The organism is Paenibacillus ihumii, assembly GCF_001403875.1.
Classification (GTDB): Bacteria; Bacillota; Bacilli; order Paenibacillales; family Paenibacillaceae; genus Fontibacillus; species Fontibacillus ihumii.
Map to the genome: position 1 here is coordinate 3287444 of NZ_LN884299.1, position 18426 is coordinate 3305869.

18 protein-coding genes and 1 riboswitch are annotated in these 18426 nt (G+C 51.8%); of the genes, 2 read left to right on the plus strand and 16 right to left on the minus strand.

The window, feature by feature from the left end; all coding sequences use genetic code 11:
* The 8 genes from BN2762_RS27385 to metA form a co-directional block, all read right to left on the minus strand.
* The gene (locus BN2762_RS27385) at positions 1 to 168 is read right to left on the minus strand and encodes a hypothetical protein (RefSeq protein ID WP_187386570.1); all 168 of its coding nucleotides are present in this window, start codon (positions 166 to 168) and stop codon (positions 1 to 3) included.
* A gap of 109 nt (positions 169 to 277) precedes the next feature.
* On the minus strand, positions 278 to 961 hold the full coding sequence (locus tag BN2762_RS22010; RefSeq protein WP_055109002.1) for a 3D domain-containing protein: 684 nt from the start codon (positions 959 to 961) through the stop codon (positions 278 to 280).
* Positions 962 to 1039: 78 nt separating this feature from the next.
* Positions 1040 to 2977, minus strand: a complete 1938-nt coding sequence (gene thrS, locus BN2762_RS22015; protein WP_055109003.1) for a threonine--tRNA ligase — start codon at positions 2975 to 2977, stop codon at positions 1040 to 1042.
* Between the two features lie 396 nt (positions 2978 to 3373).
* Positions 3374 to 4282, minus strand: coding sequence for a putative sporulation protein YtxC (locus BN2762_RS22020; protein ID WP_055109004.1), 909 nt, complete (start codon positions 4280 to 4282; stop codon positions 3374 to 3376).
* A 122-nt stretch (positions 4283 to 4404) separates the two neighbouring features.
* Complete coding sequence (mqnC, locus tag BN2762_RS22025; RefSeq protein ID WP_055109005.1) at positions 4405 to 5541, minus strand: cyclic dehypoxanthinyl futalosine synthase; 1137 nt, start codon at positions 5539 to 5541, stop codon at positions 4405 to 4407.
* Between the two features lie 198 nt (positions 5542 to 5739).
* Positions 5740 to 6927 (minus strand): trans-sulfuration enzyme family protein, encoded by a 1188-nt coding sequence (locus BN2762_RS22030; protein ID WP_055109006.1) that lies wholly within the window; start codon positions 6925 to 6927, stop codon positions 5740 to 5742.
* Positions 6920 to 8107, minus strand: coding sequence for an aminotransferase class I/II-fold pyridoxal phosphate-dependent enzyme (locus BN2762_RS22035; RefSeq protein ID WP_055109007.1), 1188 nt, complete (start codon positions 8105 to 8107; stop codon positions 6920 to 6922). The genes BN2762_RS22030 and BN2762_RS22035 overlap by 8 nt, the downstream gene beginning before the upstream one ends.
* Before the next feature lie 19 nt (positions 8108 to 8126).
* Positions 8127 to 9062: a homoserine O-acetyltransferase MetA gene (gene metA / locus BN2762_RS22040; protein WP_055109008.1), complete on the minus strand. Its 936-nt coding sequence runs from the start codon at positions 9060 to 9062 to the stop codon at positions 8127 to 8129.
* 135 nt (positions 9063 to 9197) lie between these two features.
* Positions 9198 to 9324, minus strand: a riboswitch (SAM riboswitch).
* Between the two features lie 449 nt (positions 9325 to 9773).
* Here metA and corA point away from each other — a divergent pair.
* Entirely contained in the window at positions 9774 to 10709 is a 936-nt protein-coding gene (corA, locus tag BN2762_RS22045; RefSeq protein WP_055109009.1) for a magnesium/cobalt transporter CorA, read from the plus strand.
* A gap of 61 nt (positions 10710 to 10770) precedes the next feature.
* On the opposite strand, the gene BN2762_RS22050 is transcribed toward corA, so the two are convergent.
* Positions 10771 to 11946, minus strand: a complete 1176-nt coding sequence (locus BN2762_RS22050) for an HRDC domain-containing protein (protein ID WP_083485074.1) — start codon at positions 11944 to 11946, stop codon at positions 10771 to 10773.
* Positions 11947 to 12214: 268 nt separating this feature from the next.
* Here BN2762_RS22050 and BN2762_RS22055 point away from each other — a divergent pair, with 268 nt between their 5' ends.
* The gene (locus BN2762_RS22055) at positions 12215 to 12517 is read left to right on the plus strand and encodes a DUF3055 domain-containing protein (protein ID WP_055109010.1); all 303 of its coding nucleotides are present in this window, start codon (positions 12215 to 12217) and stop codon (positions 12515 to 12517) included.
* Between the two features lie 126 nt (positions 12518 to 12643).
* Here the strand turns inward: BN2762_RS22055 and BN2762_RS22060 are convergent, their stop codons facing one another.
* The 7 genes from BN2762_RS22060 to BN2762_RS22090 all read right to left on the minus strand — a co-directional run bounded on the left by BN2762_RS22060 (position 12644) and on the right by BN2762_RS22090 (position 18414).
* The gene (locus BN2762_RS22060; protein ID WP_055109011.1) at positions 12644 to 13750 is read right to left on the minus strand and encodes a phosphodiester glycosidase family protein; all 1107 of its coding nucleotides are present in this window, start codon (positions 13748 to 13750) and stop codon (positions 12644 to 12646) included.
* Positions 13743 to 14609: a 5'-3' exonuclease gene (locus tag BN2762_RS22065; protein WP_055109012.1), complete on the minus strand. Its 867-nt coding sequence runs from the start codon at positions 14607 to 14609 to the stop codon at positions 13743 to 13745. The genes BN2762_RS22060 and BN2762_RS22065 overlap by 8 nt, the downstream gene beginning before the upstream one ends.
* Positions 14610 to 14671: 62 nt before the next feature.
* On the minus strand, positions 14672 to 15034 hold the full coding sequence (locus BN2762_RS22070) for an arsenate reductase family protein (RefSeq protein ID WP_055109013.1): 363 nt from the start codon (positions 15032 to 15034) through the stop codon (positions 14672 to 14674).
* Between the two features lie 81 nt (positions 15035 to 15115).
* Positions 15116 to 16084, minus strand: coding sequence for an RluA family pseudouridine synthase (locus BN2762_RS22075; protein ID WP_083485076.1), 969 nt, complete (start codon positions 16082 to 16084; stop codon positions 15116 to 15118).
* On the minus strand, positions 16081 to 16650 hold the full coding sequence (locus BN2762_RS22080) for a cob(I)yrinic acid a,c-diamide adenosyltransferase (RefSeq protein ID WP_055109015.1): 570 nt from the start codon (positions 16648 to 16650) through the stop codon (positions 16081 to 16083). Before BN2762_RS22080 ends, BN2762_RS22075 begins: the two co-directional genes overlap by 4 nt.
* A gap of 173 nt (positions 16651 to 16823) precedes the next feature.
* Positions 16824 to 17087 carry an aspartyl-phosphate phosphatase Spo0E family protein gene (locus tag BN2762_RS22085; RefSeq protein WP_055109016.1) on the minus strand — a complete coding sequence of 88 codons (264 nt, stop codon included), beginning with the start codon at positions 17085 to 17087 and terminating at the stop codon, positions 16824 to 16826.
* Between the two features lie 124 nt (positions 17088 to 17211).
* The gene (locus BN2762_RS22090) at positions 17212 to 18414 is read right to left on the minus strand and encodes an aminotransferase class I/II-fold pyridoxal phosphate-dependent enzyme (protein WP_055109017.1); all 1203 of its coding nucleotides are present in this window, start codon (positions 18412 to 18414) and stop codon (positions 17212 to 17214) included.
* Positions 18415 to 18426 lie beyond the last annotated feature (12 nt).

Below are 18426 nucleotides of genomic sequence, written 5' to 3' on the forward strand. Positions count from 1 at the left end.
TTATTTTCCACTTTGAGAGCTTGGGTTCGAAACAGCGTTACGGGAAGCCTTCGCTTTTTGTGCAACTGTTGCCATGCTTTCTTCAGCGAATTCTTCATTGAATTTCTCGTTTGGCGTTTTGTAGCCTGGAGAAGCTGCGTTCTTTTGGTTTTGATTTTGGTTTGGCATCTGTGTTCACCTCCCTTAAGCCGTCGCATGCATGCATGCATGACATGCAGCGACTGCATGGATGCATTCGTATTATGCGACCCGGGAAGCTATATTATGCAAATTATGATTAAATGGCCTCATCCCAAATATCGTCAGGTATTTCCTTGTTGACCTCCAACGCCTTGCCAAGCTCGCGAAACATTTCTTCCGTCAGCTTGCCCGTACCCTTGCGGATCACCTGAACCTCTACTTCCTTCTTGCCCCATTCTTTGAACACCTGCTTGGTGGTTGCAAAATACAGGTCGATCTTATTGCCTTTGATGGCCGAGCCTTTGTCGGCTACAACGCCATAGCCATAACCGGGGATATACAGAATCGTCCCCAATGGGAACACCTTTAGATCGGCGGCAATGGTCGAAATGGTATCCTTGTTTCTCTGCACTTTTACACCGGAATAAGTAATGCCGTAGCCCGGATGATTCGGACGTTTTCCGGTAGATTCATAGCCGGCAGTATAACCGGTAGCCACCACTTTCACCTTTGGAAATTGTATTTTGTTTGTTTTCTTGTCGGCATCAGTCGCTTGATCATGCTCCGCAAGTTTGCTTGAAATATATATCGGATGCGGGATAACTCCCTGCCGAGCTAATACTGCGGTCGTCTTGAACGTATTTATCGCCGCGATTTGTTGGAAATTCTGCTGCTGAGCCGGATCAGCATAAATCGTACTATCCTTGGCTATTAACGCTGTAAGCGTAAATACCAGCGTTAAGCACATCCCAAGCCGGTCCCTGAAAATAGTTTGGCGCATGTGACAATCTCCTCCCTTAGTCCAGAGGATGTCCACATGCGCCAAAATTTATACCCTTGCCGGGCTTAATGCCTTTACCTAAATCTTATGGTTCTGGATATCGTGCTGAAGCATGGCAATCACTTCATCCAGCGATTTCGCGCCAAGATCTCCTTCTCCGCGCTTGCGGACGGAGACGGTTCCTTCCCGCTGCTCGTTCTCGCCGACCACGAACATATAAGGAATTTTCTCCAGCTGGGCTTCGCGGATCTTATAGCCGAGCTTCTCGTTGCGAAGATCGCTTTCAGCCCGGATTCTGCCTGCGAGAAGCTTCTCCTCTACCTCACGCGCATAAGCTTCGAAGTTTCCGGAAACCGGAATGACCTTCGCCTGTACCGGTGCGAGCCAGAGGGGCAGGTTGCCCGCAAAATTCTCCAGCAGGAAGGCTGTGAAGCGTTCCATCGTGCCGAGAATGCCGCGGTGCAGAACGACCGGACGGTGCTTGGCGCCGTCTTCCCCGACGTACTCGAGCTCGAAGCGCTCCGGAAGCAGGAAGTCGATTTGCACAGTGGACAAAGTCTCTTCCTTGCCAAGCGCCGTTTTGATTTGGACGTCCAGCTTCGGTCCATAGAACGCCGCTTCGCCTTCGGCCTCGAAGAATGGAAGGCCTTCCTCTTCCACAACCTCACGAAGCATGCGCTGTGCGGTGTTCCACATATTGTCGTCCTTGAAGTATTTATCTGTATCCTCTGGATCGCGATAGGATAGACGGAAGCGGTAATCGTTGATTCCAAAATCCTTGTACACCTGACGGATGAGGGCGAGCACGCGTTTAAACTCATCCTTGATCTGATCCAGACGGCAGAAGATATGAGCATCGTTCAGCGTCATCGCGCGTACCCGATGCAATCCTGTTAGCGCGCCTGACATTTCATAGCGATGCTGCATCCCGAGCTCGGCGATGCGAATCGGCAGGTCGCGGTAGCTGTGCATTTCGCTCTTGTATACCATCATATGGTGCGGACAGTTCATCGGCCGAAGCACAAGCTCCTCGTTGTCCATCACCATTCTAGGAAACATGTCATCCTGATAATGCGCCAAGTGTCCGGAGGTTTTGTATAGCTCCACGTTACCGAGCACCGGAGTATACACATGCTGGTATCCTAGACGCTCCTCGATATCGACAATGTATCTTTCCAGCGTGCGGCGCAGCGTTGCCCCCTTCGGAAGCCAAATCGGCAGGCCTTGTCCCACGAGATTCGAGAATGTAAATATGCTTAGCTCTTTGCCGAGCTTGCGATGATCGCGCTTCTTGGCTTCCTCGAGCATATGCAAATGGTGATCCAGGTCAGCCTTTTTGAAGAAAGCCGTGCCATAAATCCGCTGCAGCATTTTATTGTCGCTGTTTCCGCGCCAATAGGCACCTGCTACGCTCAGCAGCTTGAATACCTTGATTTTGCCTGTGGACGGTACATGCGGTCCGCGGCAGAGGTCGAAAAATTCACCTTGATCATAAATAGACAGCACGCTGTCCTCAGGCAGATCGCGAATCAGCTCTAATTTATACGGATCCCCCAGCTCGGTGAAAATTGCCACCGCTTCCTCGCGGCTTACTTCCCGGCGGGTAATCGGCAGATTCTCGCCGATGATCCGTTCCATTTCCTTCTCGATCTTCTGCAGATCCTCCGGGTTGATTGGATGCTCCAGATCCATGTCATAGTAGAAGCCGTCTTCAATGACCGGACCGATGCCCAGCTTGACTTCCTTGTTGCCAAACAGACGTTTAACCGCTTGCGCCATCAGATGCGCCGTACTGTGCCGCATGATTTCAAGGCCTTCCTTGGAATCCGGCGTAATGATCTCGACCGCTGCGCCGTCCTTTAATTGTGTGTTCAAATCGACGGCTGCCCCGTTGATTTTACCTGCAAGCGCATTTTTGCGCAGGCCGCTGCTGATCGATGCAGCGACATCCGCCAGCGTGCTTCCGTCTGCATACTCCCGGACTGAGCCGTCCGGCAAAGAAATTGATACTGCCACTTTCTGTTCCTCCCTTAATTTTCGTATTTCTTACCGGGAGCGGACAAACAAAAAACGCCCGTCCCGGAAAAGGGACGAGCGTAATATACCCGTGGTTCCACCCTCATTCGACCGTCCAGAGCACCGCAAGCTGCATCTCGAACGAGTCCTTATTAGGCATTATATAACGGTAATGAACCGGCAATCCTTAGTGATCGGACACTCAATGTCCAACGTTCGGGAATGCAGCTACAAAGTGGTAAACCAAAACCGAATCCGAAGGAAATTTCAGCCTAACGTTCCCTCTCTCTGCACTGTTCGAATTTCTGGTCCATGTCTTTGTCGACGCTTTTCGCTTGAATATTTGTTATTATAATGCCATCCACAGGCACCGTCAAGAACCTGCCGGATGAAATACTAAGTAACCTGATCCCGCTGCCTCGTTCCTTGCATAAAATCCTTGCACTTGGGGCAGCGCAAGCATAGCTGAACCCGCTGGCCAAAGATCCGCTGGATCGTTTTGATAGCCAGAGCCTCTGGATCGCGAGTATGCAGCAGAATCCGTTCGGGCGATAAAGAAATAAGCGTGCTGACAATCACGTCCTCCATCTGCATTTCCTGATCAGCCAGGCGCATGATCACATCGCCGGATGAAGCCTCGATTTGTTTCAAGCCTTCATTCATAATAACAAATTCGCTGCCACGCCTGTGCATAAGATGGATGAACGGAGTTAGCGGCTCCTGAAAATACACGAAATACTGCAGCAGCCCGATAAAATCCTCGTATTGCTTATCCAGCAAAAATTCCTCCACCGCATAATCGACCATTTCGCGCAGCTTCATTCCATAATCCTGCAGCCTGAAGGTGACGAAGCCGTCAAGATCAATCGAAGCATGCTCATCAAGCATCTGCCGGAACGCTGCTTCAACGAGCATGATTCGCGCCTTTCTGGCCTCAGCCTGTCCTTCATCCATGCCCAGAAACCTGCTGCAAATGTCTTCAACAGCCTGTTTTTCACTTTCGTCGAGTTCATAATCCTTCGTTAAAATTTTACGGACGATTCCGGGTTCCCTAACATCAACGACGTACTCCGCAACGGCGCGAGCCAGCTCATCCGGAATTTTGCTGCCGGTCTGGACGGGTTTGGCACCCTTCCCGGTCGTGAGGCGAATGCTCCATTCAGCCCTACCGCAACTCGGCAGATATGCAAAATCGGAGGTGACGCTTCCTTTATGTAAACCCTTGGTCAGCCGCCGCATATATCCGGCGAACTGGTTGGCTGACGCTGCGGATTCGACATTCGTGCCAATCGTAAAAAAATCCATGAACTCGCCCCTTTCCGCTTCCTTCTCAAAGTATATGGTGAGGAGGAAGCAGATATACGGGACGGCTTATGGAAACATAAACAGCAATTCCTTTGTTTTACCTTTTAAAAACCAAGTATAGATTAGTTCTGCATGACGAAATCCTTTTCGACCTGGCTGTCTTGATCGAACACGCGGAGAATTTCATATTTTGTGCTCCGCTGTGCCGGAGTTTTGCCTGCCTCGCGAATTATGGACAGGATGGATTCAATATTGACTTTGTAAGTCGCCCCTGCAGAGGAGACGACATTCTCTTCAATCATCGTGCTGCCAAAATCATTGCAGCCGTATTGAAGCGACAGCTTGCCGATTTCAGGACCCATGGTGACCCAGGACGATTGAATGTTCTTGATGTTGTCCAGCACGATCCGGCTGATCGCTACGGTCTTCAGGTATTCCCGCGGAGTCTGCCTCTCCCGCTTCAAATTCGTGTTGTCCGGCTGGAATGTCCATGGAATGAATGCCAGGAAGCCCTCGGAGTCATAGCCGTTCTGCAGGCATTCGTCCTGGGCATCCCGAACCCGCATCAGATGAAGCGCGCGCTCCTCCATCGATTCGCCAAAACCGATCACCATCGTGGCGGTCGTATTCATGCCGATGCGATGGGCCGTCTGCATGACATCCATCCAGTCTCTCCATGAGCCCTTCAAGCGGCTGATTTTACGGCGTGTCCGGTCATCAAGAATTTCCGCTCCCCCGCCAGGCAAGGAGTCGAGGCCGGCTTCATGAATTTGCCGTACGACTTCCTCCAGAGACAAGCCATCCGATACTTCCTTCATCTTCAATATTTCCGCCGGAGAGAAGGAGTGCATCGTGATATCCGGGAATCTTTGCTTAATCGCCTTCAGTAAATCCGTATAGTAGCTGAACGGCAAATTCGGATTCGTGCCGCCCTGCATCAGTATTTCGGTACCGCCTACGTCGATTGTTTCCTGGATCTTCTGGAAAATAACCTCGTCCGGCAGCACATATCCCTCATCCGAGCCCGGTCTGCGATAAAAGGCGCAAAACCGGCAGTATACGTCACATACGTTCGTATAGTTCACATTCCGTCCGATGACGAAGGTCGTGATCGGCTCGGGATGCATCCGTTCCATCAGAATGTTGGCCACATGCCCCATTTTCTCCACTTCATCGGATTCGAATAAAGCGATCGTATCCTCCAGGTTAAGACGCTCTCCCCGAAGCGCTTTGTCTAATATGTCGTCGATTGCCATCATGGGCTGCCTTCCCCTCTTCCTTAAAATGATCTTTGAGCTCTATTTCACTTGCCCAGATATGAATATCAAAAATTTAGAAATTAAATAGTATGGTTTTATCGTAACATAATCTGGACAGAAAAACAGCACCCGATCCAGGATCGGATGCTGTTCACGGCAATCGCCGGATCAATTCTATAATTGCAATACTATCCGAAATTACCGCTCCAATGCCTGCTTCAAATCTGCGATAAGATCGTCGATATCCTCCAAGCCGACAGAGAAGCGAAGCAGACCATCGGTAATGCCTCGCTCATGGCGAACCTCTCTCGGCATCGAGGCATGGGACATCATTGCAGGGTAGGAGAGAATGCTCTCTACCGCTCCCAGACTGACGGCGACTAGCGGCAGCTTCACGCTGCTGAGCACCTGCTTAGCCCTCTCTCCGGATCCGGCGTCAAAGGATACGACAGCCCCATAGCCGGAGGACTGCTTCTCATGAATTTCCCGCCCCGGATGGCTGGCAAGGCCTGGGTAGAATACCGCTTCAATATCGCTGCGGCTGCTCAGCCATTCTGCCAGCTTAGCCGCACTTTTCTCGCTGTGGGCCATCCGCGCGCCAAGCGTCTTCATCCCGCGCATCAGCAGCCAGGATTCCTGTACCCCCAGCACGGTGCCAAGGCCGTTCTGCATATACTTCAGCTTGCGGCCCAGCGCTTCCGTTCTCGTAACGGCAAGGCCTGCCAGAACATCGCTGTGGCCGCCCAAAAATTTAGTCGCACTGTGCAGCACGATATCGACTCCCTGTTCGATGGGCCGCTGATAATAAGGCGTCATGAACGTATTGTCAAGTATGCTGAGCAGGTCATGAGCATGCGCCCATTCCGTCACGGCAGAGATATCGGTAATTTTCAGCGTCGGGTTGGAAGGCGTCTCAAGGTAGACTGCCTTCGTATTTGGCTTAAGCGCAGCCTTCACAGCGTCGATCTGCGTCATGTCCACGAAGGTTGCTTCGATTCCAAGCCGATTCAGAATGCCTGTCAGCAGGCGGTATGTACCGCCGTATACATCCTCCGTAACGATGATATGATCTCCGGCCGAGAACAGCATGAACGTCGTTGAGATCGCTGCCATACCGCTGGAGAATGCGAAGCCGCGATGTCCGCCTTCCAGCACTGTAATATAATCCTCAAGCGCCTGTCTCGTCGGATTTCCCGATCGGCTATAGTCATAGGAGGGCGGATTGTAGATATCATGGTGATGGAACGTCGATGCCTGGTAAATCGGCACGCTTGATGCGCCTGTCACGCTGTCCACCTCGCCGCCAAAGTGGATAAGCTTCGTATCGAATTTCTTATCCTTTTTGTCTGCTCTAGGTAATTCGTTTGAGCTGCTGTGATCAGTCATTCTTGCTGCCTCCTTCAACTTCTGCCCGCGCTGCTGCCAGCGCCTGCTCCAGATCCTGAATCAGGTCATCAACATGTTCAATGCCGACGGAGAAGCGCAGGAGACGATCGTCTACGCCTATGGCGTCCCTGACTTCAGCCGGGATATCGGCGTGTGTCTGCACGGCTGGATAGGTCATTAAAGACTCTACTCCGCCGAGGCTTTCAGCAAAGGCGATTAATTTCAAATGGCGAAGCACCGGATCAACATAACGCGCATCGGCGACTCTAAAGGAGAAGATCCCCGTATTTCCGCTCGATTGGGCATTCTGGATTTCATAGCCTGGATGCTCAGGCAGTCCCGGGTAGAACACTTCCGTTACTTGCGGATGGCTCTGAAGGTATTTGGCGATGGCGAGCGCGTTGCTCTGATGACGTTCCATGCGCAGCGCGAGCGTCTTCATTCCCCGCATGAGCTGGTAAGAATCTGTAGGACCGAGCACCGCTCCGATGGAATTGTGAAGAAAGGCGATTTCTTCGGACAGCTCCTTGCCTTTGGTCACAATGAGGCCCGCCAGCACATCATTATGTCCCCCAAGATACTTCGATGCGCTGTGAACGACAATGTCGGCCCCAAGCTCGATCGGACGCTGGAAAAACGGAGTCAGCAGCGTATTATCGACGATGGTCAGAAGACCGTGATCGCGCGACCATTGGCTGACCGCCCGGAGATCCGTAATCATCATCAATGGATTTGTAGGCGTCTCGATGAACACCGCCTTCGTGTTCGGCCGTCTGGCCTCCTCCAGCGCGCTGATATCGTTCGTGTCCACGTAGGACGCGGTCACTCCGTATTTGGACAATACCCGCTCCAGCAAACGATAGGTTCCTCCGTACAGATCAATCGACACGATCAGATGATCACCGCTGGCGAACAGGGTGAACACCGTCTGAAGCGCCGCCATGCCGGAGCTGCAGGCGAAGCCGGCATCCCCGGACTCCAGCCGGGCAGCAGCCTCCTCCAGCACAGAGCGCGTCGGACTTTTGGTGCGCGAATAATCGAATCCGGTGCTCTGACCCAGTCTAGGATGCCGGAATGCCGTTGCCTGATAGATCGGATAGTTTACTGCTCCGGTCACCGGCTCTTCGACCGAGCCGATCTGCGCGAGCAGACTTTCAATACGGTACCTCTTCTCTGACATTTAACAATCCCTCCACAACCTATATATGATAAATGAGTCCGCCCTGCTGATCGATGTCATAAGGCGTTTCTTGATACACATAGTAGTTCAGCCAATTGGAGAATAATAAGTTAGCATGAGATTTCCAAGTTGATTTCGGCGTACGGGAAGGATCGTCATTCGGGTAATAATTAACAGGCAGATCGATATCGAGTCCCTTCGCAACATCGCGGTCATATTCCCATTTTAGCGAACATGGATCGTACTCGGAATGGCCAGTCACGAAAATTTGCTTGCCGTCCTTCGTTGCGACAAGATAAATGCCCGCTTCTTCGGATTCGGCCAGAATATCGAGCTCGGGCACCTTCTCGATGTCGCGGCGCTCCACATCCGTATGACGGGAATGGGGCACCTGGAATACTTCATCAAAGCCCCGCAGCAGCTTGACGTTAGGAATATTTACGGTGTGCGGGAACACACCGAAGCATTTCTTCGGAAGGTGAATCTTTCTGACCCCATAATGGTAATACAATCCGGCCTGGGATGCCCAACAAATATGCAGGGTTGAAGTGACGTTCGTTTTGCTCCACTCAAAGATCCCCTTCAACTCTTCCCAATAGTTCACTTCCTCGAACTCCAGCTGCTCGACCGGCGCCCCCGTAATAATGAGTCCGTCGAAACGGCGCGACTTGATTTCGTCGAATGTCTTGTAGAACATTTCGAGATGCTCCGCCGACGTGTTCTTGGACTTATGCGAACGAGGATGGAGCAGGACGATTTCTACCTGGAGCGGCGTATTCCCGAGCAGACGCAATATTTGCGTCTCGGTCGTCTCCTTCGTAGGCATCAGATTCAGAATCGCGATCCGCAGCGGACGGATATCCTGGCGGTAAGCCCGCGATTCATCCATCACGAATATATTCTCGTTCTCCAGTACTTCTTTTGCCGGCAAGTGATCAGGAACCTTAATTGGCATACTTTCTTCAACTCCTTCTTAGAAAAAACATTGTTGTGTGTGCAGTCATCCTATAGTAGAAAGCGGACGTATTCATACAAAGAAAAAACCTTTCTCGATTGGAGAAAGGTCTTCATCTGTAACATGAATGCGCCTCTCTCATCTCTCAGATACCGAAGGACGCCTCCGTCCAACGGTTCTGCAAGAATTAGCACCGTACGATTGAAAATCGCCGGTTGCCGGGTATCATCGGGCCAGTCCCTCCACCTGCTCTTGATAAGATTTCGCGATATTTAATTATTCACGGAACACTTCGGTTCCCTGAGTTCACTTTAATGGATAAAGCGGGTTCCGTCAAGAACCGATAACTGAATCTTTCACCTTCCGCCCGCTATTGCCATAAGCTGAAAAATAGCCCCGCATATACGATAATGGCTTGATCATGTCAAATGTGAGGGTTATACTAGACAAGTGTTAATAAGCTTATTCAGGCAAAAAAGAGGTGAAATGATTATGGAAGGCGACCCGAGTCCGCAGAGAACTGCCCCACAACAACAATGGCATAGGAAATCGATCAGCAGAGCGCTCACGGATGATTTGGGGCTCTTTCGTTTTCGTTTCCCGGTGTTTGTATAAACGCCTGTTCCGGCGTTACCGGCTGCTGATCCTTTTTCCTATGCTCAACCTAGAGCATTATATCCGACAGGATTGGGGAAAAGGAGAGTGACACCCTTGAAAATTCGTCATGTTAAAGACGGCGTATTTACAACGGTAGATGACGTGGAAGCAACGACTACAGCACCGGAGGAAGGCTTTTATTGGATCGATGCGGACGGTGAGGATCTCAGAATTCTGCAGCCGCTGTTCTCCCTGCATGATCTGGCCGTGGAGGATTGCTTGACGGAAGAGGAGCAGCGTCCGAAGATCGAAACGTATGACAACCATTATTTCATTGTTGTCAACAGCATCCGCTTCGACGACGAGGAGATTTTTCTGCGGGCCCTGAATATTTTTCTCGGCCGGCATTATATCATCACCGTGACGAAGCAGAAGATCAATGAGCTGCGCGCCGTCAAACCGATATTGTGGGAGCAGGAAGTCAGCGAGCCCGACCGGTTCCTGTACCTGCTTATCGACCTCGTTGTAGACAACTATTTTACAGTCAGCGACCGGATCGAAGTGAAGATCGAGAAGCTGGAAGAGGACATCCTTATGCATACGAAGCGCTCTCACCTGAGCGAAATTATCGGTCTGCGAAGCGAAATATTATGGCTGAAAAAGATGCTTGGTCCGCAAAAGGAAGTTATCAATATTTTAAATAAAAAGGATTTGCGCCTGATCGATGATCAGCTTCAAAAATATTTCAGCGACATTTACGAGAACGCCGTAAAAATCTCCGAGAACTTCGAGACGTTCCGGGAGCTGATGGGCAACTTGCGAGAGGCCTACCAGTCCTCGATCGCCAACAGGGCAAACGAGATTATGCGCGTGTTCACCGCCATCACGACCATCTTCATTCCTCTGACCCTGATAACCGGGATATACGGAATGAACTTCGACAACATGCCCGAGCTGCATTGGAAATATTCTTATTATGTGGTGATCGGGATCATGGTCGTCCTTGGTGCCGGGATGTACTACCTGTTCCGTAAGCGGGACTGGATTTGAAGCTTAAAAAGGACGAAAGCCTCCGCAAGAGCCGGGGAATGCTTTCGTCCTTTTTCTACGATCAGGCTAAAAACTGCCGCTGATTTCGGTTCATCCTCCAAAATGCCAATAGCCACGGCTCCTGCTTCATGAACAGATCAATCCGGCTAACCCGCATCGCGTACCGTGCTTCTGCCCCTGCGGTAACGAATTCGTATAAGGCGCAGGCGCTCATACAGCAATTCCCGATCCTCGGCTTCCGCCGCTTCCAGGCCATACACCCTCTGCGGTAACGAATTCGTATAAGGCGCAGGCGCTCATACAGCAATTCCCGATCCTCGGCTTCCGCCGCTTCCAGGCCATACACCCTCTGCAGCACCGGTTTGAGAAATGCATCCCCAAGCTCCTCATAGGCCTGCATAACGGCAGCCTGCTCTTCCTCCGGCATGGCCTGCAGCTCGTTCTTTACCAGCTGTTCCGTACTGTAACCGTCCTTCTCCAGCTCTTCGAGCATTTCAATCAAATCCCGGCGGCCCACAGCAACACGTTCTCGAATCTGTTCTACATCAAGCCCCTCGGCAATGCCTTCAAGCAGTTTGCGGCGTACGCTGTATCTCTCTGCTTCCACCCGCAGCTTCGCCTCCTTCTGCTTATACAGCCAGCACCGGAGCGTCTCCTGATCCACTGCTGCATCCACCCAATCCAGCGGGAATGAGGTCTTACGGTCGTGCTTCCGGGTGATCGCAAGCAGCTCGTCCCCGTAATCCGCCGCTTTATTCTGCCCTACCCCTGGAAGCAGCAGCAATTCTTCCACCGTATGCGGCAGAAATACGCTGATCAGCCGGAGGAGCCGATTGCTCGCAATGAGATACGCCGCCTTGCGCTCTGCCGCGGCTTTCTTCCTCCGCCAATTGCTCAGCTCGGTGTAGAGCGGCTCATTCTCGTTGCTCTCGCTATAACAGATCAGCTTCTGAGCGGTCATCGATTTGCCGCGGAGCTGCTCCTTATCCTCCCAAATTCCCTCGACCGTAGGCTGGAAGCCTTCCCCCAGCTTAATGACCAGACGATGGCGATAGACATGGAGCATCTCTGACCAGGAAGAGCCTTCATACCATATGTCCTCCTGCTCTCCGTCCGCTGTAGCCTCGTTCCAGCCCATGCGCCACAAGCTTTCTTCCTCTCCCATCCAGACCTGCGCGCTGCCGACAACCGCCCCGCCTTCCCGTTTCTCCAGACTGTTCAAAAATATGATCCTCAAAGGATCCCCCTCCTTCATTATTCTCAGTAAATGAACGGCACTTCTAAGCTCATATTCCCGTGAACGCAAAAAGCACCCCTTCTGCAAAATACAGAAGAGGTGCTTCCTCCATTCATATACTGTTATAACTAATAATACCATTTTATATTTCGCTGTCAATGCCTGTCATATTTTTTTCCATTAACCGCGAATATCCGCTATAATGACTAGGAGCAATAGATTAATTTTAAAGTAACTTCACGCACTAATCGTTCAAGGAGGCATATAAATGACTGACCCGCACAAAGAGCTGGATTTCCTTTCCGACAGTACGGAAAGCACCTCCACTAGGTTCGTAACCTTTATCGGAGCATCCTTGAAGCGTTTCGATCTGGCCATCACTACAACGAACCGCTTCTACGGAAAAAAGCTCGTTACCGATTTGCAAAGCGGCAAGACGGCAATTCTGGGCACGGATGACCTTGAGGAGGAAGGCTATCTGGAGCATGTCTATAAACTGGAGGAGGAGGAAGCCGAGGAGCTTAGAACATTCCTGTACCAGGTTGTAGGCGATGCTTATTTCACAGACTAAGATGAATTATGCCCTGTCAAGGAAGCTCGATCAGGCCTGCCGGCTCCCCGTTGCAGATGGGATCGAGTGCTATATGGCTGGAGGCTTATCGCCAAATCTATTGCGATAAGCCTCCTTTTATTTTGCTTACTTATTCAAATTTGCGCCGAATACAAGGATATTGCTGAGATGCCGCCCGGCAGTGGTCAGCATTTTGCCTCCGCCATAAAGAGCAGAGGAGGCCCCGCCGTCCAAATTCATTGCCTGCTTCGCGCCCAGCGCCTTCATGATCTCCGCCCATTGCTTCATTGTGGCTCCCGGCACGGTGGCCAGCATAATCGAGCCGTCCTGCATAATGGCGATACCGCTGCGGGCTGCCGAGCTCGTCAGGATTTTAGCGTCATGGAAGCCCTCGGCAGCCGCATTCAAAGCGACCTTGCTGTCCTTCACCAGACGAGGACCGGCGCCGACAGCGGCAACGACGTCTTCCCATTCCGGCAGCAGTTCACCTTGAGGATTCTTGTAGCTGAGCTTCAGCTCTACCTCGCTTCCAACGGCAAAACGTTCTGCCGAGCTCTTCTCCGTTCCGGTAAAGACAAGCACATACCCGTTCTTCGGTATGGAAGCATTGGCATTCACTTCATTCCCGACCACCCTGCCGTCCTCTACCGTAACGGCCAATCCTCCAGAGAAGCCGACCTTGCTTCCGCGGGCAGGGGTAAACATAATGCTGGTGCTGCTGCCCGCAAGCGGCACCCGGTTCATAAAGGTCGCATACCAGCCTCTGGACTTGCCTTCCGGAGAAACGACCGTCCCGGTAATGGAAATGCGCAGCTCATCCATGATGGCCGTGCCGTCCTTCTTAAAACCGATCGTCGTGCCGTTTCCGCCTTTATGCATCACTTCTTCTCCCGCGATAAGCGTGCCGTAAGGATCCGGCGGCCCCCCGTAGGCCTCAAAAAAAGCCCCGTTGATCGCAGCCTCGGCCCGGTAGCCCTTCACGATAGAAGCAAAATCCTCCGTGCTGCCGACCTGTCTCTTAGCCAGCCCTACCGTGACTGGAGTCCCTTTCGGGATACGGACGGTTTGCACGGTAAAGCTCTTTTTCCCGACCTTCACTTTCTTCGTCTCCGTCTTGATGCCTGATGTCTGGGCGGCGGCTGCAGCGCTTCCCCCGCTGAACGTCAGCACGCCAGCAAGAACGGAACCCGCAAGAACCATAGACAGCCATTTTCGCCAATGATGCTTACTCATTTGTTGCAGCCACTCCCATCCAGTTGATGATGCTCGCCATTTCCAGCTCTTCAAATTTGGCGGCAACCTGAGCCTGATTCACTTCGAAGCGGCAGGCCTCCTGATCGCATTCGAGCTCTACGTCGCAGCGGATCTCCGCTAGCTGCCTGGACAGATGCAGCATGTCGAGGTCAGCCTCAATCTTGGCCCGAATCGACTTGGACAGTTTGTCCAGGTTGCCCAGAATCCCCTCTACCGATCCATATTCCCATACCAGCTTCAGAGCGGTCTTCTCGCCGATGCCGCGAACCCCTGGATAATTGTCGCTGGCATCTCCCATCAATCCCTTTAAATCCACGATTTGGGCGGGCGTCAGCTGCTTCTCCTCGAATAAGCTTTGCGGGGTATACACGCTATAATTGCCATGGCCTTTTCTCATGATGATTACGCTGGTCGCCTCGTTTACCAATTGGAGCATATCATGATCGCCCGTCAATATATACACGTTCATATGCCCGCCAAAGCGCGCAGCCAAAGTGCCGATACAGTCATCGGCCTCATAGCCTGCAGCGCTGACGTTCGGTATTCCCAGGCTGTCCATCACCTCCTGAATGACCGCAAATTGCGGAATCAGATCGTCTGGAGCCTCCGAGCGGTTGCCTTTGTACGCCGTAAATTGCTCCGTCCGAAACGTCTTGCTGCCGAGATCCCAGCAGCAGGCGATATGGGTGGGTTGGAATTTCTGTACGGCATCCCAGAAATATCTCATGAAGCCGTATACCGCATTCGTCGGCAGTCCGGCTTTCGTTCTGCGAATATAGCCTGTAGCGGCCGAGGCATAATAGGCTCGAAACATCAGGGCCATGCCATCCACCAGCATAATGCTGTCTCTACCATTCGGTGTATCTGTCAATTTACTCTCTCCCTGCCTCTAGATTGGCGCTATTTGCCCCATACCCGTTCAAATTCCTCGGCCTTGAAGCCCACTGTAACCCGCTGTCCATCACTCACGAGGGGCCTCTTAATCAGCATGCCGTTAGAGGACAGCAATGCGATTTGTTCCTCTCGGGACATCCCCGGCAGCTTGTCCTTTAATCCTTCCTGCCGGTATACCTCGCCGGACGTATTAAAAAACTTCTTCAGTTCAAGTCCGCTTCGCTCAATCCAAGCGGACAGCTCCTTAACATCTGGAGGAGAGTCCTTAATATGGCGCAGCTCCAATTCATGCCCTTGTCCTTCCAGCCACTTGACTGCGTTACGGCAGGTGCCGCATTTCGGATATTGATAAACAATCAGCTTGCTCATTTCTATTCATCCTCCTAATCCAATTCAAATCAAAGGTATTGCAAATAGCCGCCGGGGACCGTGACAGCCGCTGGGCAGGCTTCAAATCATAGCGGTCAAAGCCTGCTCCAGACACTGCATATCCGGCGGGAATGGCGCATGGAAGACCATATGCTCCCCGGTTAACGGATGGCGAAAGGCCAGCTCGGAGGCATGCAGAGCCTGGCGCTGAATCAGAGCATCCAGAGTCCTGTCCTGAACAGCTACACGCGCTTCTGTGTCCCCTTCCTCCGGATTGTCCGGAAAGCGATATAGCTTGTCCCCGATAAGCGGGTGTCCGATCGAGGTCATATGCACCCGGATCTGATGCGTCCGGCCCGTTCCAAGCCGCAGCTCAACCTTAGAGGCCGGACCCATCCCCCGGATAGTGGCATAATAGGTGAGGGCCGGGTAACCAGCAGGGGTGACAATCCGGCGATGCGGCTCCTCCGGATCACGATCAATCGGCCCTTCAATCGTTCCTTTCAGCGGCTCAGGAGTTCCATGCACGAACGCCACATATTTCTTATCTACCTGCCCCGCGATCATCTGCTCGGAAATATGCTGATGCACGTAAGCGTTCTTGGCAATGGCCAGCACGCCGCTCGTCTCCTGATCCAGACGATGCACCGGCCTGAAGCGGAACATCTCGCCCTTTTCCCGCCAATAATGGACGACCCCATTCGCCAAGGTATCGGTATAATGCCCGTGCGTCGGATGAACGATGATTCCCGGCGACTTATTAACGATTAGCAGAGCATCATCCTCATAAATACAATCGAAAGGAATCGGCTGCGGCAGGATATCCTCAGACGTCTCCTTCTCCAGAGAAATCGCGGCTATATCCCCGGTCTTCACCGGTACGCTGATGTACACCCTTTCTCCGTTCAGCGTAATTCCCTTCTCCGTAAGCTTCAGTCTCGACATCAGCTTCCTGGATACGCCAAGCCGCCTCTGCAGCACCTTCTTGAGCTGCCAGCCTGCCTCCTCCTCCGTTACTACAAATACAATCGGGTCATAATATTGAGTCATGATTTTCGACCGAACACCTTCGCACTGCGGACATATTCCGTATCCTCGACCTGCAGAAGGGCGTTTGCCGCACGAGCTGCAGCGAAGAAGTAATCGGACAGCCGATTCAAATAAGTAAGCACTTCGGGATTGATCTCATGCTCTCTGCCCAGAGTAACGGTTCTGCGCTCGGCACGGCGGCATATTGTCCGGCACACATGCAGCGCGGCGGCCAAAGGGCTCCCTCCAGGCAAAATGAACTTCTCTAGCGGCGGGTTGCTGCTTTCGTGGCGGTCGATCCATGCTTCCAGCCGTTCAGCCAGCTCCGCCCCGACTTTATACCGATCCTCGCTCAGCCTGGCATAAGCCAAATCAGATCCGCAATCGAACAGCTCATGCTGAATCTGCAGCAGCTCTGCCTTTAGATCAGCGAATGCTTCGGAATCCATCAGGCTGGCAGCTTGCCCGACAAAACTGTTGAGCTCATCGATGGTTCCATAGGCCTCGATCCGCGTATCATCCTTGTCTACTCTGCCCCCGATGATGGAGGTCTGTCCCGTATCGCCGCTTCTTGTATATAAATTCACCTTGCATCCTCCATTCACCAATATTCCTTTTACACATCAAATTGATATATGTCCAATATACCATAAATCGCTCTGACGATCTGGCCCCAGGCTTCCTAATGCAGGAAAGTAAAAGAGGGAATCCGTAAGCGGATCCCCTCTGTGCGCAGGATACTATCGATTAACGAGCCGGATTATTTCGCTTTCTGGCTCTTCATAAATTCATTAATCTTCAAATCAAGCAAACTGCTGATTTCGATGACAATTTCCGAGGTAAAAGACTTCTCCTCTAGAAAAATTTCTTCCATTCTAGCACGGAGCAGTTGGATTTCATCCTCCAATGTCAATGCTTGTGGTGATATCGTCCGGCCTTCTTCGTCCATCCATTGATTCGTCTCACTGCCTTCAGCAATATAACCGCCTGTCTCGTACGGCATGTTGTATTCACCACAAAACAAAAGATATCCCTCCCTGAGAAACTCAACCTCTTCCAAAATCAAATTATAACATGATTATTGGACAACGATCAAATAATAAATGAAAGTTCTGGCAAATACCTCCATTTACATGTTCCTCGGAAGCTTAGCCCTGCTTCAATTTTTGTACGAATTTTCCCATCCGGTCGAGCGCTTCGTTAATGTGATTGACCGAAGTCGCATAGGAGCACCGCAGGTACCCTTCGCCCCCGGCGCCAAAGGCGGTGCCAGGTACGGCTGCCACCTTGGCTTCCAGCAGCAGGCGCTGGGCAAATTCATCCGAGCTAAGTCCAGTAGCTTCTATTCCAGGAAAAGCGTAAAACGCTCCCTGAGGCTCATGGCAGGATAATCCGATGTCGCGAAGCCCTTGAACAATCAGCCTTCTTCGCTGATTATAGGATTCGACCATCTGATCCTTCTCCTCCAATCCATTCTTCAAGGCTTCTAGCGCGGCTACCTGTCCCATGACCGGAGCGCACATCACCGTGTATTGATGGATTTTGAGCATGGCATAAATCAGTTCCGGGTGGCCGCAGGCATATCCCATTCTCCAGCCGGTCATAGCGAAGGCCTTAGAGAAGCCGTTGACAAGAATCGTGCGATCCTTCATCCCCGGGAGGGATGCGAAGCTGACATGCTTCCCGCCGTAGGTAAGCTCGGCATAAATTTCGTCAGAAATAACGATCAGATCATGCTTCTCAACTAGCTTGGCAATGGGAAGCCAATCCTCATAGGTCATGATCCCGCCCGTCGGATTGCTCGGGTAGTTCAGGATGAGCACCTTCGAACGCGGCGTGATCTTCGCTTGCAAATGCTCCGCCTTCAGCTTGAAGTTATCCTTTGCATAAGTCTCGATTTCCACAGGAATTCCGCCGCCGATAAATGATATCGGAGAATAGGAAATATAGCAGGGGGCAGGAACGAGAATTTCATCCCCAGGCTCAATCAGTGCGCGAAGCGCCAAGTCAATCGCTTCACTGCCGCCAACCGTAACCAGAATTTCATCCTTAGGATCATAATTCAGGTCAAATCCGTTGTGCAAATACTCTGCAATGGCTTCCCTCAGCTCTGGGGTGCCTGCATTGGATGTGTAGCTGGTATAGCCCCTCTCCAATGAATAAACGCAGGCTTCCCGGACATGCCAAGGCGTAATGAAGTCGGGCTCGCCCACACCCAGGGTAATGATATCTTTATTGCCGCTGGCCAGATCGAAGAATTTCCGAATACCGGAGGGCTGAATCTCTCTTACCCTTGGAGCCAAATAAGATAGCATTGATCTATCCGATGGTTGTTGCGATTGTATTGTCATAACACTACTTCC

What these genes read in the sequence shown, in the direction of transcription:
- BN2762_RS22075 (WP_083485076.1), bottom strand. Translation starts at nt 16,084, where the DNA reads ATGACTCAATATTATGACCCGATTGTATTTGTAGTAACGGAGGAGGAG.
- BN2762_RS22065 (WP_055109012.1), bottom strand. Translation starts at nt 14,609, where the DNA reads ATGCTGGTGGATGGCATGGCCCTGATGTTTCGAGCCTATTATGCCTCG.
- BN2762_RS22055 (WP_055109010.1), top strand. Translation starts at nt 12,215, where the DNA reads ATGACTGACCCGCACAAAGAGCTGGATTTCCTTTCCGACAGTACGGAA.
- BN2762_RS22070 (WP_055109013.1), bottom strand. Translation starts at nt 15,034, where the DNA reads ATGAGCAAGCTGATTGTTTATCAATATCCGAAATGCGGCACCTGCCGT.
- BN2762_RS27385 (WP_187386570.1), bottom strand. Translation starts at nt 168, where the DNA reads ATGCCAAACCAAAATCAAAACCAAAAGAACGCAGCTTCTCCAGGCTAC.
- metA (WP_055109008.1), bottom strand. Translation starts at nt 9,062, where the DNA reads ATGCCAATTAAGGTTCCTGATCACTTGCCGGCAAAAGAAGTACTGGAG.
- BN2762_RS22020 (WP_055109004.1), bottom strand. Translation starts at nt 4,282, where the DNA reads ATGGATTTTTTTACGATTGGCACGAATGTCGAATCCGCAGCGTCAGCC.
- BN2762_RS22030 (WP_055109006.1), bottom strand. Translation starts at nt 6,927, where the DNA reads ATGACTGATCACAGCAGCTCAAACGAATTACCTAGAGCAGACAAAAAG.
- BN2762_RS22060 (WP_055109011.1), bottom strand. Translation starts at nt 13,750, where the DNA reads ATGAGTAAGCATCATTGGCGAAAATGGCTGTCTATGGTTCTTGCGGGT.
- BN2762_RS22035 (WP_055109007.1), bottom strand. Translation starts at nt 8,107, where the DNA reads ATGTCAGAGAAGAGGTACCGTATTGAAAGTCTGCTCGCGCAGATCGGC.
- BN2762_RS22010 (WP_055109002.1), bottom strand. Translation starts at nt 961, where the DNA reads ATGCGCCAAACTATTTTCAGGGACCGGCTTGGGATGTGCTTAACGCTG.
- mqnC (WP_055109005.1), bottom strand. Translation starts at nt 5,541, where the DNA reads ATGATGGCAATCGACGACATATTAGACAAAGCGCTTCGGGGAGAGCGT.
- BN2762_RS22090 (WP_055109017.1), bottom strand. Translation starts at nt 18,414, where the DNA reads ATGACAATACAATCGCAACAACCATCGGATAGATCAATGCTATCTTAT.